Source organism: Jezberella montanilacus (assembly GCF_003003055.1).
Lineage (GTDB): Bacteria > Pseudomonadota > Gammaproteobacteria > Burkholderiales > Burkholderiaceae_B > Zwartia > Zwartia montanilacus.
In genome coordinates this window covers 146,326-162,024 of the sequence record NZ_PVTV01000014.1, presented here as the reverse complement: position 1 = coordinate 162,024, position 15,699 = coordinate 146,326, and the positions used below count along the sequence as shown (strand labels likewise).

Sequence of the window (15,699 nt, the reverse complement as noted above, 5' to 3'; positions counted from 1 at the left end):
TCGGTCAAATTTATTACCTTTCGAGGTATTTGAGTTTGTCTGTCATGCCGTTCCAGTTGTCAGCGTCGGGCAGCGGTTTTTTCGAGCGACTAATGCTGGTGAAAGACGGCGATGATACTAATTCAGCGTTCAGAGCAATGAATTTGAGCTGGTCGGCCGGCAAATCTTCTTCAGCGAAAATGGCGTTGGCAGGGCACTCAGGGATACAAACGGCGCAATCAATGCATTCATCGGGATCAATGATCAAAAAGTTTGGCCCTTCCCTAAAGCAGTCGACAGGACAAACGTCGACGCAGTCCGTAAATTTGCATTTAATACAGTTTTCAGTCACGACATGCGTCATGGATTTCACCAGCGTTAATAGTTGTTAGCAAAAGGATTTGTGAGAGATTTTACCTAAATGGCTGAGACAGCTTGTAAAAGCCCTTTTATTCGTGACGGCTATGCTATGGTTGAGGTCATTGTTGAAAAATCATGATTATTAAGTCACTACTCGATACAGACCTGTACAAGTTCACGATGATGCAGGTGGTTTTGCATCATTTTCCTGCGGCTCAGGTTGAATACCGTTACCGGTGCAGGACGCCCGGGGTCGACCTTCGTCCGTACATTGAAGAAATCCGCACTGAAATCCGTGCGCTGTGCCAACTGCGGTTCAGCCAGCAAGAGCTCACCTACCTGGGTGGCTTGCGCTTTATCAAGAGTGATTTCATTGATTTCCTGGATTTCTTTCAGCTGTCTGAAAAGCGCATTGAAGTAACCGAGGGAAATAAACCCGGCGAAATTGAGATTACCGTCAAGGGGTCTTGGTTGCACACGATTTTGTTTGAAATCCCGGTATTGGCGATCGTTAACGAGGTTTATTTTCGAAACGTTTGCCCAAATCCACCGTGGGACGAGGGCCGTAAACGTTTACAGACAAAAATGCACCTGGTGCTCGATGCGCCCGATCTGGCGCAGTTTAGGGTGGCAGAGTACGGCACGCGTCGGCGTTTTTCACATGCCTGGCACGAAGAGGTCGTGCTGACGATGAAAGCCCAAATGGGCGAGCATTTTGCAGGCACAAGCAATGTCTGGTTTGCGATGAAGCATGGGGTCACGCCACTTGGCACGATGGCGCATGAATACCTGCAGGCCTGCCAGGCGCTCGGCCCGCGCTTGCGTGATTCTCAAGTCTTTGCGCTTGAGACATGGGCTAAAGAATATCGCGGGGATCTTGGCATTGCCCTGTCCGATGTTTATGGGCTGGATGCCTTTTTACGTGACTTTGACATGTACTTCTGCAAACTGTTTGATGGGGCGCGACACGATTCAGGTGATCCATTAGACTGGGGTGAGCGTATGCTTGCTCACTACGCTGCGAATCGTGTTGACCCTCGGACGAAAACCCTGGTTTTTTCTGACGCGCTCACTATCCCTCGAGCGATTGAAATCACCCGGCGTTTCGCGGGTCGTTGTCAAACCTCTTTTGGCATTGGTACGAATTTGACCAATGATTTAGGGCACGAGCCGCTGCAAATCGTCATGAAAATGGTGAGATGTAACGGGCAACCAGTCGCTAAAGTTTCGGATGCACCCGAAAAAACGATGTGCGACGATCAAGCCTACCTGGCCTATCTGCGTCAGGTATTTGAATTACCCCCTGTTTGAGCAACTGAAGGAATCTCAATGAGCGACATCAAACGAGTCAATGTAGGAAAACGCCTGTCAGATATGGCCGTGCATAACGGCGTGGCCTATTTGGCGGGTCAAGTGGCAGATGACGTCCGTCAGGACATCACCGGTCAGACCGCCCAAATTCTGGCAACGATTGATCGGTTGTTGGCAGAAGCAGGCACTGATAAAACCCGCATTCTGATGACGCAGATCTTCGTTGCCAACATGAAAGAATTCGATGGCATGAACAAAGCATGGGATGCATGGGTGCCTGAGGGATATGCACCTCCGCGCGCAACCATAGAAGCACGCTTGGCCAATGCCGACTACAAAGTTGAGATCGTGGTGACGGCAGCCGTCTAAGGTGGCATGAGCGAAGACGCCAATTTACTGGGGCAGGTGCGGCAATGGGTCGAGCCCCGGTGCGCTGATCTCAAAACTTCGGCTGGCGAGCCTCATCTTGAGCATGCGATTGGTACTGCCGACATTCTGCAGGAAATTCAAGCGGATACGGTTACCCAGGCTTCGGCGCTGCTGATTGGTTTGCCTGAATCTGCTGGTTCTCAGCAGCATGAAGAGGTCAGCCGGCTATTTGGCCCTGAGATTGCCTCGTTGCTGCAAGGTACACGAGCCTTATTACGCCTAGGCTCAATCGTTAGCGCTGCTGATTCCGCCGCACTTGATCGAAGCGGTCAAAATGAAATGTTACGCAAGATGCTGCTTGCCATGGCAGCTGATTTGCGCATCGTCCTGATCCGGCTTGCCTCACGTCTACAAACCTTGCGTTGGTATGCTGCAGCGAAAATTCCCTCTGATCCTGTCCTGGGACGTGAAACACTTGAACTCTATGCCCCTTTGGCTAATCGCCTGGGAATCTGGCAACTCAAGTGGCAACTCGAAGATTTGGCTTTTCGTTTTACCGATCCGCAGCGTTACAAAGAAATTGCCCGCTTGCTTGAAGAGAAGCGCGTCGAACGAGAGTTGTTTATTCAGCAAACCATTGCCCGACTTACGGTTGCACTGGATGGCTTAGGGGTCAAGGCAGACGTATCGGGTAGGCCTAAACATATCTACAGCATCCACAACAAGATGCTTAATAAGCAGTTGCAATTTAGCGAATTGTTTGACGTCCGAGCGCTGCGCGTCATTGTGGACGACGATCGCGCCTGTTACACAGCTTTAGGGCTAGTACACGAACTGTGGGTGCCCGTCTCTAACGAGTTCGATGATTACATCTCGCGCCCTAAAGCTAACGGCTATCGTTCTTTGCACACGGTGGTCGCGGACGATCAGGGCAGGCCCTTTGAAGTACAGATCCGCACACAGGCCATGCATGAATTTGCAGAATATGGGATGGCTGCGCATTGGCGCTATAAAGAATCTGGCGCGAAAGGTGGGCAGATCGCGGCGTCGGGTCGTTATGACCGTCAACTGGCCTGGATGAGGCAGTTATTGGCCTGGAAGGCAGATGCGGGCTCGCCTGTTGCTGGCTCTGCGCCTGTGGCGGTGCCGCAGGACGACAGGATCTACGTTTTGTCACCTCAGGCTCGAGTGATTGAGCTCCCCGTGGGAGCAACTGCGGTTGACTTTGCTTATCACCTGCATTCTGACTTGGGGCATCGTTGTCGCGGTGCTCGAATCGATGGTCAGATGGTTCCACTGCAAACAAAGTTGCAGACAGGCCAGACCGTTGAAATTGTGACAACCAAGTCGGGTGGGCCATCAAGAGACTGGCTTAATCCTCATTTGGGCTTTCTAGCGAGTCCCCGCGCCAGAGCAAAAGTCAGAGCGTGGTTTAACGCAATCGAGCTGCAACAACGTGTTGTGCAGGGGCAGTTACTGGTCGAGAAAGAATTGCAACGACTCGGTAAAACCGCTATTAATCTGTCGCAGCTTGCGCAGCAGCTCGGGTTTGCCAATGCCGAGGATCTCTATGTTGCTGCCGCGAAAGATGAATTCAGTTTGCGGCAGATTGATAGTGTTTTTCAACCGGTTGAGGTGCCGCAAGAGATTGGCGCACAGGATCTCATCACACACCACTCAAGCGGGGATAATGCAGCGCTCGGTGGCAAGAGCGGCGTATTGGTTGTGGGGGTCGATTCATTATTGACACAATTGGCGCGATGCTGCAGACCCGCTCCGCCCGATTCAATTCGAGGCTTTGTTACGCGTGGTCGCGGCGTATCGATCCATCGCGCAGACTGCGCAAGCTTCGCTGAATTGTGTGCCCGCCAGCCGGAGCGATCGATCGATGTGGCTTGGGGAGCGGTCAAAGTTGGCTTGGTCTACCCAGTTGATTTGAGTGTGCGAGCTCAAGATCGCCCAGGCTTGTTGAGAGATCTCTCTGAGGTATTTGCGCGCCTCAGATTAAATGTGATCGCGGTCAACACGCAAAGCAAACGATCGTTGGCACACATGGGATTTACGGTGGAGGTGCACGATGGACCAGAGCTTCAGCGCGCCCTGCAAGCCTTGCTGGATGTCACGGGCGTCCTGAGCGCAACTCGTCGGTAACGGCAAGGTAATTCCCTACCGGTACCTGCGCTATTTCTGCGCACATACTGCTAAACTTGAAGATTAACTGGTCTGGATTTTTGGCATATTGTTGCCCATATCATCTGTTTTTCGGGGAGCCCGCTTTGAAACCCTATGATTTTCCCGATGCCAAAGGGCATTTTGGCCCTTACGGTGGCGTCTTTGCAGCTGAAACGCTGATGCAGGCGATTGAGCAACTGCGCCTCGCCTATGAGCAGTATCGTTACGATCCAGAATTTCTGGCTGAGTTTGCCTATGAACTTAAGCATTTTGTCGGGCGCCCAACGCCGGTCTATCACGCCAAACGTTGGTCTGAAGAAATGGGTGGCGCACAGATCTGGTTTAAACGCGAAGACCTCTGCCATACCGGTGCACACAAAATCAATAACAGTCTCGGTCAAGCATTGTTAGCCAGACGGATGGGTAAAAAACGCATCATCGCCGAGACAGGTGCTGGTCAGCACGGTGTGGCCACCGCGACAGTCTGCGCCCGCTATGGCATGGAATGCGTGGTTTACATGGGTATCGAAGACGTGAAGCGTCAGGCGCCCAACGTGTACCGGATGAAATTACTTGGTGCCACCGTTGTGCCTGTTGAGTCCGGTTCCAAAACCCTCAAGGATGCCCTGAACGAAGCAATGCGTGATTGGGTGACCAATGTTGACGATACCTTCTACATTATCGGTACCGTGGCAGGCCCACACCCTTATCCAATGATGGTTCGCAATTTTCATTCAGTCATTGGTAATGAGTCGATCGAACAGATGCCGCACTATGCTGGCAAACAACCTGACGCCGTCATTGCGTGCGTAGGGGGCGGGTCGAATGCCATGGGTATTTTCCACCCCTATATTTCGCATGAAAACGTGCAGTTGATTGGGGTCGAGGCGGCCGGAGAGGGCATCTCCACGGGTAAACATTCCGCCTCCTTGACTGCAGGCACTGTTGGCGTCTTGCATGGCAATCGGACCTATGTTTTGCAGAATGAAGATGGCCAGGTAATCGAAACTCACTCCATCTCTGCCGGGCTGGATTATCCTGGTGTTGGCCCTGAACATGCCTGGTTGAAAGACAGTAACCGCGCTTCGTATGTCAGCGTGACCGACGAAGATGCGCTGGCTGCATTTCATCATTGCTGCCGAATCGAAGGCATTATCCCTGCGCTTGAGACCTCTCACGCGCTGGCCCATGCGGCGAAATTGGCCAAGACGATGCGCCCTGACCAAGTTATTTTAGTTAACTTGTCTGGCCGCGGCGACAAAGACATGAACACAGTCGCTCAGCATTCAGGCTTGACGCTTTAAAGGTTGACAGATCGATGTCTTTAAATACTGATCGTATCGGCAGTGCCTTTGCGGTGGCTGCTGGTCAAAATCGCGCTGCATTGATCCCTTATATTGCGGCCGGCAATCCTTTGCCAGCCTCGACTGTGCCTCTGATGCATGCACTCGTTGACGCAGGTGCCGATATCATCGAATTGGGTATCCCGTTCTCTGATCCACAAGCAGATGGGCCCGTGATCCAGCGTGCGTCTGAGCACGCCATCCGTCAGGGCGTCGGTTTGCGCCATGTGTTGGATATGGTGTCACAGTTTCGCCAAGTCGATAAGCAAACACCGATCGTTCTGATGGGTTACGCCAATCCGATTGAGCGCATGGGTCAAAAAATATTCGCTGAAAAAGCGCAAGCTGCTGGAATAGACGGTTTGCTGGTGGTCGATTACCCACCAGAAGAAATCTCCCATTTCGCTGATTTATTAGATGAGCATCACATTGCCCCCATCTTTTTATTGGCACCGACTTCAACCGAAGATCGTATCAGCGCCGTTGCTAAGATCGCCAAAGGCTACGTGTATTACGTGTCGTTAAACGGTGTCACTGGTGCGGGCAATCTTGATGTGGATGATGTGGCGGCGCGCTTGGCGAATATCCGCAAGCATGTGACGCTCCCAGTCGGGGTCGGCTTTGGGATCAGTGATAGCGAGAGCGCGCGCCGGATCGGCAATGTCGCCGATGCTGTGGTGATTGGCAGTAAGTTAATCGACACCATGGCCAAGGCGTGGGCTGATTTGCCGCTTGATCGACAGTCTGACGCAGCAATTACAGCGGGCGCCAATTGGCTTCATACGATACGCCTTGCGCTTGACCACGGTCGTTCGGCAGTTGAGAGGTCCCAATGAGTTGGCTAGGTAAAATCCTGCCTCCACGGATTAACAAGGCGCAGCCGTCCGATATCGCTGCGCGACGAGTGCCCGAAGGCCTGTGGGTAAAGTGCCCCGCTTGTGAAGCTGTTTTATATAACGAAGATTTGTCCGCCAATTTGCATGTCTGTCCGAAATGCGATCACCACATGCGAATCGGTGCTCGAACCCGCATCGATTCCTTGCTCGACATTGAAGGTCGCGTTGAAATTGGCTCCGATATTAAATCAGCAGATCCACTTGAATTTAAAGATTCTAGAAAGTACCCGGATCGCTTGAAAGAGGCCGTTGAGCAAACGGGTGAAACCGACGCTTTAGTTGTGGTGAGCGGCACAATCATGGCTATCCCGTGTGTGGTGTCATGTTTCGAGTTCCAGTTCATGGGTGGATCAATGGGATCTGTCGTCGGTGAGCGTTTTGTTCGGGGTGTGAAGGCAGCCATCGAGCACCGTATCCCGTTCGTTTGCGTCTCAGCCTCTGGTGGCGCTCGAATGCAAGAGAGTCTATTTTCGCTCATGCAAATGGCTAAGACCAATGCGATGCTAACTCGCTTATCTGAGGTTGGTCAGCCGTTTATCAGTGTACTGACTGATCCGACGATGGGCGGTGTCTCTGCGAGCTTTGCCTTTATGGGCGATGTTGTGATCGCCGAGCCTCGTGCGTTAATCGGTTTTGCTGGGCCTCGAGTGATTGAATCCACGGTTCGCGAAAAATTGCCAGAAGGTTTTCAACGCTCAGAGTTTTTGCAACAAAAGGGCGCAGTAGACATGGTTGTTGATCGTCGGCAACTGAGGCCAGCAATCGCTCGACTACTCGCTTTGTTAACAAATCAGCCGATTGATGCGGTGGTTAATTAACCTAATTTAAGACGCTATCGGTCGATCACCATTGATCAAGAGCTTCTCTCGGGAAGCGCTTTGCCCAACTGGTGGTTCGTTTCTCGCGCATAGCGGTCAGACCTTCGCTCGCCTCATCACGCATTGCAGCTGCAAACGCGACTGCGCAGTCGTCAAGTAGCTGGCTGAGCCCCTGTTCAGATGTCTCCCAGTCGTTACGGTAGGAGAGTCGTTTAGTCGCCATCACGGCATTGGGTGCGCAAGCACTAATATTGTCCAGGACACTAACGAGGCGATCACGTAACGCGTCCATGTTTGGCGCAACGAAATCGACTAGCCCGATTTGTAAGGCGTCTGCGGCAGAGAATCTCTCTGCGCTCAGCATTAAACGTCGGGCAGCTTTGCCCCCGATACGCTCGACGACAAAAGGAAGAATCTGGGCAGGTATTAAACCTAATTTGGTCTCTGTGAAACAAAATTTCGTATCGGCACAAACAATCGCAATATCAGCGGCACAGACCAAGCCCACACCACCACCCATCGCCGCTCCGTGCGCGGCGACAACAACTGGTTTAGGGAATTTTCTAAGTTTTTCTAAAAACAAACCGAACGCGCGATTGCTCTTTGCAATCGGGTCGCTGCCGTCAGCATTCATCGGGGCAGCCAATCGATCTTGAAAATTACCAAGATTGCCACCAGCGCTAAAAACCGCGCCGTAGCCTCTAAGGATGACCGCCCGGATGCTTGAGTTAGCTTCGGCGCGATCAATTGCACTGGTCAGGGCGGCGATGACCTCTGGTCCGAGTGGATTCCGCGCTTCTGGTTGATTGAAACTCAGTAGCAAAAAGTCTTGGATGTTTTCTTCTTGAACGGGGCTAGCGGTCGCTACCGGACTGATCGACTTCGTCATGATTCGTCTCACTTCTTCTTTGTGGTGGATTTTTTTATCAGCGGCACATCAGTCACGTTGGGTTCTTGTTCAGGCGCTTGCAACATCCCGGCGAAGCTCACGGCAATGTCATTCACGCCACGCTTGATCAGTGCGGCTGCTTTTGACTTGGAGGTTGCCTCTGCTCGAGCTTCCAGATTGGCTAACAGATAGGTCACTGACCGAATCATCAACGCCCACCGAATATGAAAGCTTGCTTCGGATAAATGGGTGAGATGTTGCTGCAAGAGCCCGGCTATTTGCCGCATCCCTGCGTCGAAACGGCCTTTGATAAAACCAGGTAGATCCACCGTATCGCTAACAAAGCTATGGGCGAGAAAACGTCTGAAATAGCTTTGCCCATGACTGTCGATAATCGGTTGCGCGCTCGGCCAAAGCAAGGCTTCAAGCAGAGCAATCACTCGCTTAGAGCCCCTGTCAGGTGACTGCAAATACTCTGCCAGTCGGCGTGCGCGATCTTGTTCGATACTAAGTATCCGGTACTCGCAGATTGCATAAATCAATGCATCGCGAGAACCGAAGTGATAATGAATCGTCGAAGCATTCCGTTGATTCGATGCCGAGACGATCTGCCGCATCGATACGCCCAACAGGCCATTTAACGCAAAGAGTTGTTCAGCTGCTAACAGCAGCTCAAGTTTTGTGTCGAGTGAGCGAGTCTGAGGTGGTGATGCCTCGTCTGAATTCGAAAACTGTTTGTCTGGTGGCGCTAGCTTTTTTCTGCTCATTCTATTGTCAAAGGCGTAGGAGGTATATTTGACGAAATAATACAACTGTATTATATTTTAATTCAAATAAACTATAAATAATCTTAGAGGCAAAGCGTCACCTTATGCAAGTGTTCTCGACGTCCATTGATACGTTTTCAGATTCCTATGTTGAGCAGCGTACAACCACGCAAGCGCTGATTGATGAGGTTACTGCCTTGCACAAGCGTACGATGCTTGCTTCGCAGCGATCGGCGGATCGTTTCGCTAAGCGAGGACAGTTATTACCAAGAGAGCGACTCGCCAGGTTGCTTGATCCGGGTCAGCCGTTTCTTGAGCTGATGAGCCTGGCCGGTTACTGTGGTATCGAAAATCCTGATCCTGCCACCAGTATCCCTGGTAGCGCAGTGATTGCCGGGATTGGTTTCATTCACGGCGTTCGCGTCATGGTGGTGGTGAATGATTCTGGTATTGAAGCAGGAGCAATGCAAAATCTGACGGGTCGCAAAATTATGCGCTGTCAGGATATTGCTCTTGAAAACCATCTACCGTTTATTCAACTGGTTGAGAGCGCAGGCGCAAACCTGCGCAGTTACCGTGTCGAACGTTTTGTTAATAGCGGGGGGATGTTTCGCAACCTGGCCCTGCTGTCTGCTGCTGGGCTACCTGTTATTTCTGCGGTGCACGGCTCATCCACAGCCGGCGGCGCTTATTTGCCTGGTTTGTCCGATTACGTGGTGATGGTGCGCGGTCGCGCTCGGGCTTTTTTAGCAGGGCCGCCCTTGCTCAAAGCAGCAACAGGAGAAATCGCAACCGAAGAAGACCTGGGGGGTGCCGATATGCACGCGACTGTATCGGGCTTGGCGGATTTTGTGGCTGAAGACGACGCTCACGCTATTACGCTGACCCGGGATATCGTGCGCAATCTGGACTGGAACCGTAACAAGCAGCTTCAAAGCCAACCAATGTTTACCAAGCCATTGTTTGACAGTGATGAGCTCGCGGGCATCATGCCAACTGATCCTCGCAAGCAAATTGACATGCGCGAAGTGGTTGCTCGAATCGTCGATGGGTCTGCCTTGACTGAGTTTCGAGCGGGGTATGGCTCAGCTACGCTTTGTATACAAGCCTTTGTTGAAGGTCACGCCGTTGCTTTCATCAGTAATAACGGTTCGCTTGATCCGCAAGGGGCAACTAAAGCTGCGCAATTTATTCAGCTGTGCGATCAGGCTGGTACGCCAATTGTCTATTTACAGAACACGACCGGTTTTATCGTTGGTCGCGCTTCTGAAGAAGCAGGGATGATCAAGCACGGCGCGAAAATGATCCAAGCCCTATCCAATGCTCGAGTCCCGCAAATTACCTTTTTGTGTGCGGCGTCTTATGGTGCCGGACATTATGGGATGTGTGGTCGTGCGTTTGGTCCTCGTTTTGTGTTCAGTTGGCCAAATGCAAAAACTGCAGTCATGGGCGGACAGCAGGCAGCGGACACGATGGAGATTGTCGCGTTGGGGGTTGCAGCCCGTCGAGGTGTTGAACCGGACCGTGCCGCCCTAGCTCGACAAAAGCAGGACATTATCGATAATTTTGAGCGTCAGTCTGGGGCTATTTATACAAGTAGTTTGATGCTTGATGATGGACTCATCGATCCGCGAGAAACCCGTCGAGTGCTTGAGCTGACTTTGGCCACGTGTCGTGAAGCGCAGGCGCGAACACCCAATCGCGTTCAGTATGGCGTTGCCCGGTTTTAACAGTTAAAACAATCAAGGAGACATGATGCATTACACCAGCGAGCACATTGCACTGCAGGACAGCGTGCGACAGTTTATTGATAAAGAAGTTAACCCTCATGTGGACGAATGGGAGCGGGCAGGGATTTTTCCTGCTCATGAAGTGTTCGGCAAGATGGGCAAGCTCGGGTATCTGGGTATTCACAAACCAGTTGAATACGGCGGCCTTGGCTTGGACTATTCGTTTGAAATCGCCTTTTGCGAAGCAATTGGTCACATCGCCGCGCAAGGAGTCAGTATGGCGCTTGCTGTACAAACCGACATGGCGACACCAGCTTTAACTCAATTTGGGTCTGACTATTTAAAACGAAATTTTCTTGCGCCCGCAATTTCCGGTGAAAATGTGGTTTCGGTCGGGGTATCTGAGGCGGGTGCGGGCTCTGACGTGGCCTCGATCAAGACCCACGCTCGCAAAGACGGCGATGATTATGTGATCAATGGATCCAAAATGTGGATCACCAATGGCACGCAAGCCGATTGGGTTTGCTTGTTAGTGAACACCTCAAGCGACACGCCGCATCGCAGCAAATCATTGCTCTGTGTACCACTTAAAGAGAATGGCAAGCGCGCAAAAGGAGTGACTGTCCAGAAAATCGATAAGATCGGGATGTGGTCGTCTGATACAGCTCAGATCTTTTTTGATGAGGTGCGAGTACCACAGCGTAACTTGATCGGTGAAGAAGGCAAGGGTTTCATCTATCAAATGATGCAGTTTCAGGAAGAGCGCTTGTCTGCCGCTGCACGGCGGGTGACAGCACTTGACATGTGTATCAATGAAACAATCGCCTACACACGTGATCGCGTGGCTTTTGGCAGACCGATCCTTGACAATCAGGTGGTGCACTTCAGATTGGCTGAGTTGAAGACTGAGGTCGAATTGCTTCGTTCACTGGTCTATCGCGCGGCTGATACTCACATGGCTGGCGAGGATATGACTCAGTTAGCGTCGATGGCTAAGCTCAAGGTCGGCCGTCTCTGTCGCGAAGTCACCGATGCGTGTCTGCAGTATTGGGGTGGGATGGGCTTCACACTCGACAACCCCGTTTCGCGTGCTTATCGGGATTTGCGCTTAATTTCGATTGGAGGTGGCGCAGATGAAGTTATGTTGCAGATTATTTGCAAGAACATGGGTATTTTGCCTAAACGCCCCGCTTGATGAAAACGACACCGGAATTGTTTGGCATGACACCTACGTTTAACACCCTGTTAGTGGCTAATCGAGGGGAGATTGCGTTGCGCATTATGCGCAGCGCCCGTCGAATGGGATTGCGCGTGGTCGCAGTCTATTCAGAGGCGGATCGCGACAGCCCTCATGTAGCTTACGCGGATGAGGCTATCTGCCTGGGGGGGAGTGCAGCGAGTGAGTCGTATCGAGCTATCCCTAAAATTATCGATGCAGCCAAAGTAAGTGGTGCCGAAGCGGTTCATCCTGGCTATGGTTTTTTAGCAGAGAACGCTGACTTTGCGGAGGCTGTCGCCGCGGCAGGTCTCGTATTTGTCGGACCCTCAGCGACAGCCATCAAAATGATGGGTAACAAGGCAGAGGCCAAAGACGTCATGATTGCCGCGGGTGTGCCCTGTATACCTGGTTATCAAGGCCTCGCACAAGACGATCAGACCTTAGTCGATGAAGCCGGGCGCATCGGTTTCCCTCTGATGGTCAAAGCTGCAGCCGGGGGTGGTGGGCGTGGAATGCGATTGGTGCGAGCCAAACAAGATCTGCTGGCAGCGTTGCACTCAGCCCGATCAGAGGCCCTAGCTTCCTTTGGTTCGGATCAACTAATTCTTGAACGAGCCATCCTGAATGCTCGACACGTTGAGGTACAAATCTTTGGTGATCAACACGGGAACCTTATCCATCTTGGTGAACGTGATTGCTCGGTTCAACGACGTCATCAAAAATTGATCGAAGAATCACCGTCACCAGCCGTTGATGCTGTGTTGCGAAGCAGAATGGGCCAAACTGCAGTCTCTGCAGGTAAAGCCATTCAGTATGTCGGTGCTGGCACGCTTGAGTTTCTGCTAGGTGAAGACGGCAATTTCTGGTTCATGGAGATGAATACCCGTCTTCAAGTTGAACACGGTGTTACTGAATTATTGACCGGGCTGGATTTGGTTGCATGGCAATTGCAGGTTGCAATGGGTCGACCCCTTAACTTGACGCAAGAAGAGGTGACTTGGTCAGGTCATGCGATGGAGGTTCGTCTGTGCGCAGAGGATTCGACAGCCGGCTTCTTACCTCAAACAGGCAGGGTCTTGGCTTGGGAGCCCGCACCCATGGCGCGCACTGATTCTGCATTGCGTGCAGGCTCGCAGGTGTCAGCTTTTTACGATTCGATGTTGGCCAAGATTATGGTGCACGGTGACAATCGTGAAGCGTGTATCAATAAACTGATTCAGGCTTGTCAGCAGACTGTGTTATTGGGGTTTAAGCACAATTTGACGTTTTTGCAGACGTGTCTTGCGCATCAACGGTTCAAAGACGGGCAAGCCACGACCACCTTTATCGACGACTGTTTTGATGATGTTGCCTTAGCTCGACGCGAGACACCAGAGGTCGTCGAAGTTGCCGCAGCGGCGATCTTTACCAAGGCGGTGACGGGTAGCAGTTGGACGAATGCCATTGGCTTGAATCACATAGTCAAAGTCGCAATCGATGGTTTGACGCCTCGGCATTGGACTGTGGATGCTTCGAGCCATCCTGGGGTCGTGAATGTAAAGCCTGAAGGTCGCGACGCTTGGATTAGTTTGACCCATACTGATCAATCGCAGTCGATCCTCGCGTTTGATTTAAATGAACAGCGTTATCACGTGCGTTTCGAAAGGGACGGTCAGGGACAATTATGGCTGCAATACAAAGGCGCTTTTTATTTTGCAGTCGACTTGACGCATACGCATGAGGCCAAGAACGGCACACTGTCGGCTAACGCCGGGACGGTGAGAGCGCCGCTTGCGGGGCGAATTGCCCGCACGTCTGCGGTGGTTGGCGAAACTATTAAAGCTGGCGATCCTCTGATTGTGATCGAGTCAATGAAAATGGAGCACACGCTAAGCGCTGAGATTGATGGTGAAATCGAAGAAGTGTCGTGTCGTGCTGGCGATCAAGTAATGGCTGGTCGCGTACTCGTTCGAATCAAAGTCAAGGCTGAGGCGTTGGCCAAGGAATCGGCATGAGCAAAAAGGTCGTACGCATTGGCGGAGCAAGTGGATTCTGGGGTGATTCCACAATCTCGATGCCGCAATTATTGACTGTGCCTCAGCTCGATTACATCGTCTTTGATTACCTGGCTGAGACGACGATGTCGATCTTGCAACGTGCCAGAATGAAAGATCCACAGCTGGGTTATGCAACCGATTTTGTGAGCGCTGTGATTAAGCCGTACTTGCAACCGTGCATGAATCAAGGCGTCACATTGATTGCAAATGCGGGTGGCCTGAACCCAGAGGCTTGTGCCCAAGCCATCACGCTTTGTGCCCTGGAATTAGGTCTTGAACCCAGAGTAGCAATCGTAATGGGTGATGACGTATCACCTCTTGTTGACGGCCTGCGCGAACAGGGTGTCACTGATCTGCAGAGTGGCCAGTCGCTTCCTGCAAAGGTGCTGTCTGCCAACGCCTATCTGGGCGCACAACCAATCGCTAAAGCACTGTCTGAGGGTGCGCAGATCGTCGTGACAGGACGTTGCGTTGACAGTGCTTTGACTCTGGGCGCTTTGGCACATGAATTTGGCTGGCATTGGCACGATTGGGATCGCCTCGCGCAAGGCAGTTTGGCCGGCCATATGATTGAGTGTGGTGCCCAAGCCACGGGTGGCTTGTTCACGGACTGGCAAGACGTGCCGGACTGGGCCAATATCGGCTACCCCGTACTTGAAGTAAGTGAGGATGGAAGCTTTGATTTGGTCAAGCCTGACAATACGGGTGGTCTGGTTTGTGTCGGTTGCGGAGCAGAACAACTGGTGTATGAGATCGGTGATCCTGCTCGTTATGAACTACCGGACGTGGTGTGTGACTTCAGACAAGTGCGGATCCGTCAGATTGATGCGGGTCGGGTACGGATCGATGGTGCCCTTGGGCGTCCGCCTTCTCAATATTACAAAGTGAGCGTCACGTGGCAGGATGGTTATCAGATCACGACTCATCAATTAATCAGAGGGATTGATTCAGTCGCGAAAGCAAAAAAAACGGCTGAGGCATTGCTTGCTCGCACTCGCAGACAACTTGAGGCCAGTGGCTTTGATGACTACAGCGAAAATCGAGTAGAGCTGCTCGGTTGTGAATCCCAATACGGTGAAAACGCACGTGTGCACGACTCTCGCGAGTTGGTATTGAGAATTGGCGCTCGCCATCCTCAGGCAAAGGCATTGGTTTTTTTACAGAAAGAGTCCATCTCTGCTGGAACCTCGATGGGACCTGGCACGCGTAGCCACTTTGGCGGTCGGGCAGATATTCAACCAGTCATCAGGTTATTTTCGTTTTTGATCGATAAGTCTAAATTGCGTGTGCAGGTGCGCTTGGCGGATCAGACGCTTGACATAGAAAAGCCGTTGACTGTGGTTCAGCTTGAACCGCCTTCAGTCGTTGTCACGGCAGCTCGCCAAACATACGACACCTCAGATGTCGAAGTGCCTTTGGTGCGGATCGCCTGGGCCCGCAGTGGTGATAAGGGTAATGATGCAAACATTGGCGTGATTGCACGACATGTTGCTCTGCTTCCCATCTTGCGACAGCAATTGACGAGAGAAACCGTCAAAGACTATTTCAAACATCTGGTTGAAGGCGAGGTTGAGCGTTTCGATTTGCCAGGTATCAATGGGATGAATTTTCTTATGCATCAAGCCTTGGGCGGCGGAGGGACATCAAGCTTGCGGTCCGATCCACTGGCGAAATCATTTGCGCAGATGTTGCTTGATATGCCTGTGAAAGTACCGCTTTTACTATTAGATCAAGGTTGTATGAAAAAGCATTGAGTTTGTGAGATATTCGTCAGCAGCTGTGTAACAAATTAAAAATATAAAAGGGAGTA

13 protein-coding genes are annotated in these 15,699 nt (G+C 51.7%); 10 read left to right on the top strand and 3 right to left on the bottom strand.

Annotated features, from left to right (window positions below; all coding sequences use genetic code 11):
• Positions 1–13: 13 nt before the first annotated feature.
• Positions 14–343, bottom strand: a complete 330-nt coding sequence (fdxA, locus tag BCM14_RS10080; RefSeq protein WP_106227901.1) for a ferredoxin FdxA — start codon at positions 341–343, stop codon at positions 14–16.
• Positions 344–474: 131 nt separating this feature from the next.
• Between fdxA and pncB the strand changes: the two genes are divergently transcribed.
• The 6 genes from pncB (at position 475) to accD (ending at position 7,248) form a co-directional block, all read left to right on the top strand.
• Positions 475–1,650, top strand: a complete 1,176-nt coding sequence (gene pncB, locus BCM14_RS10075; RefSeq protein WP_106227900.1) for a nicotinate phosphoribosyltransferase — start codon at positions 475–477, stop codon at positions 1,648–1,650.
• A gap of 18 nt (positions 1,651–1,668) precedes the next feature.
• Positions 1,669–2,019, top strand: a complete 351-nt coding sequence (locus BCM14_RS10070) for a RidA family protein (RefSeq protein WP_106227899.1) — start codon at positions 1,669–1,671, stop codon at positions 2,017–2,019.
• A gap of 6 nt (positions 2,020–2,025) precedes the next feature.
• Positions 2,026–4,170, top strand: a complete 2,145-nt coding sequence (locus BCM14_RS10065) for a RelA/SpoT family protein (protein ID WP_106227898.1) — start codon at positions 2,026–2,028, stop codon at positions 4,168–4,170.
• A gap of 125 nt (positions 4,171–4,295) precedes the next feature.
• Positions 4,296–5,495, top strand: a complete 1,200-nt coding sequence (trpB, locus tag BCM14_RS10060) for a tryptophan synthase subunit beta (RefSeq protein WP_106227897.1) — start codon at positions 4,296–4,298, stop codon at positions 5,493–5,495.
• 14 nt (positions 5,496–5,509) lie between these two features.
• Positions 5,510–6,370, top strand: a complete 861-nt coding sequence (gene trpA, locus BCM14_RS10055; RefSeq protein ID WP_106227896.1) for a tryptophan synthase subunit alpha — start codon at positions 5,510–5,512, stop codon at positions 6,368–6,370.
• Positions 6,367–7,248, top strand: a complete 882-nt coding sequence (gene accD / locus BCM14_RS10050; RefSeq protein ID WP_106227895.1) for an acetyl-CoA carboxylase, carboxyltransferase subunit beta — start codon at positions 6,367–6,369, stop codon at positions 7,246–7,248. Before trpA ends, accD begins: the two co-directional genes overlap by 4 nt.
• Before the next feature lie 25 nt (positions 7,249–7,273).
• Here the strand turns inward: accD and BCM14_RS10045 are convergent, their stop codons facing one another.
• Entirely contained in the window at positions 7,274–8,137 is an 864-nt protein-coding gene (locus BCM14_RS10045) for an enoyl-CoA hydratase/isomerase family protein (protein ID WP_106227894.1), read from the bottom strand.
• 8 nt (positions 8,138–8,145) lie between these two features.
• Positions 8,146–8,904 carry a TetR/AcrR family transcriptional regulator gene (locus tag BCM14_RS10040; protein ID WP_106227893.1) on the bottom strand — a complete coding sequence of 253 codons (759 nt, stop codon included), beginning with the start codon at positions 8,902–8,904 and terminating at the stop codon, positions 8,146–8,148.
• A 104-nt stretch (positions 8,905–9,008) separates the two neighbouring features.
• On the opposite strand from BCM14_RS10040, the gene BCM14_RS10035 reads away from it, so the two are divergent.
• From BCM14_RS10035 to BCM14_RS10020, 4 genes are read left to right on the top strand one after another with little or no spacing between them, the layout of a single operon-like run.
• Positions 9,009–10,634, top strand: coding sequence for an acyl-CoA carboxylase subunit beta (locus BCM14_RS10035; RefSeq protein ID WP_106227892.1), 1,626 nt, complete (start codon positions 9,009–9,011; stop codon positions 10,632–10,634).
• A gap of 25 nt (positions 10,635–10,659) precedes the next feature.
• Entirely contained in the window at positions 10,660–11,829 is a 1,170-nt protein-coding gene (locus tag BCM14_RS10030; RefSeq protein WP_259673554.1) for an acyl-CoA dehydrogenase family protein, read from the top strand.
• A 26-nt stretch (positions 11,830–11,855) separates the two neighbouring features.
• Positions 11,856–13,847 (top strand): acetyl/propionyl/methylcrotonyl-CoA carboxylase subunit alpha, encoded by a 1,992-nt coding sequence (locus BCM14_RS10025; protein ID WP_106228017.1) that lies wholly within the window; start codon positions 11,856–11,858, stop codon positions 13,845–13,847.
• Positions 13,844–15,643 carry an acyclic terpene utilization AtuA family protein gene (locus BCM14_RS10020; RefSeq protein ID WP_106227890.1) on the top strand — a complete coding sequence of 600 codons (1,800 nt, stop codon included), beginning with the start codon at positions 13,844–13,846 and terminating at the stop codon, positions 15,641–15,643. Before BCM14_RS10025 ends, BCM14_RS10020 begins: the two co-directional genes overlap by 4 nt.
• Positions 15,644–15,699 lie beyond the last annotated feature (56 nt).

Bases quoted from the DNA above. Each gene is read 5' to 3' on its own strand.
- BCM14_RS10035 (WP_106227892.1), top strand. From the start codon at position 9,009: ATGCAAGTGTTCTCGACGTCCATTGATACGTTTTCAGATTCCTATGTT.
- accD (WP_106227895.1), top strand. From the start codon at position 6,367: ATGAGTTGGCTAGGTAAAATCCTGCCTCCACGGATTAACAAGGCGCAG.
- trpA (WP_106227896.1), top strand. From the start codon at position 5,510: ATGTCTTTAAATACTGATCGTATCGGCAGTGCCTTTGCGGTGGCTGCT.
- pncB (WP_106227900.1), top strand. From the start codon at position 475: ATGATTATTAAGTCACTACTCGATACAGACCTGTACAAGTTCACGATG.
- BCM14_RS10040 (WP_106227893.1), bottom strand. From the start codon at position 8,904: ATGAGCAGAAAAAAGCTAGCGCCACCAGACAAACAGTTTTCGAATTCA.
- fdxA (WP_106227901.1), bottom strand. From the start codon at position 343: ATGACGCATGTCGTGACTGAAAACTGTATTAAATGCAAATTTACGGAC.
- BCM14_RS10070 (WP_106227899.1), top strand. From the start codon at position 1,669: ATGAGCGACATCAAACGAGTCAATGTAGGAAAACGCCTGTCAGATATG.
- BCM14_RS10045 (WP_106227894.1), bottom strand. From the start codon at position 8,137: ATGACGAAGTCGATCAGTCCGGTAGCGACCGCTAGCCCCGTTCAAGAA.
- BCM14_RS10020 (WP_106227890.1), top strand. From the start codon at position 13,844: ATGAGCAAAAAGGTCGTACGCATTGGCGGAGCAAGTGGATTCTGGGGT.
- BCM14_RS10030 (WP_259673554.1), top strand. From the start codon at position 10,660: ATGCATTACACCAGCGAGCACATTGCACTGCAGGACAGCGTGCGACAG.
- BCM14_RS10065 (WP_106227898.1), top strand. From the start codon at position 2,026: ATGAGCGAAGACGCCAATTTACTGGGGCAGGTGCGGCAATGGGTCGAG.
- BCM14_RS10025 (WP_106228017.1), top strand. From the start codon at position 11,856: ATGACACCTACGTTTAACACCCTGTTAGTGGCTAATCGAGGGGAGATT.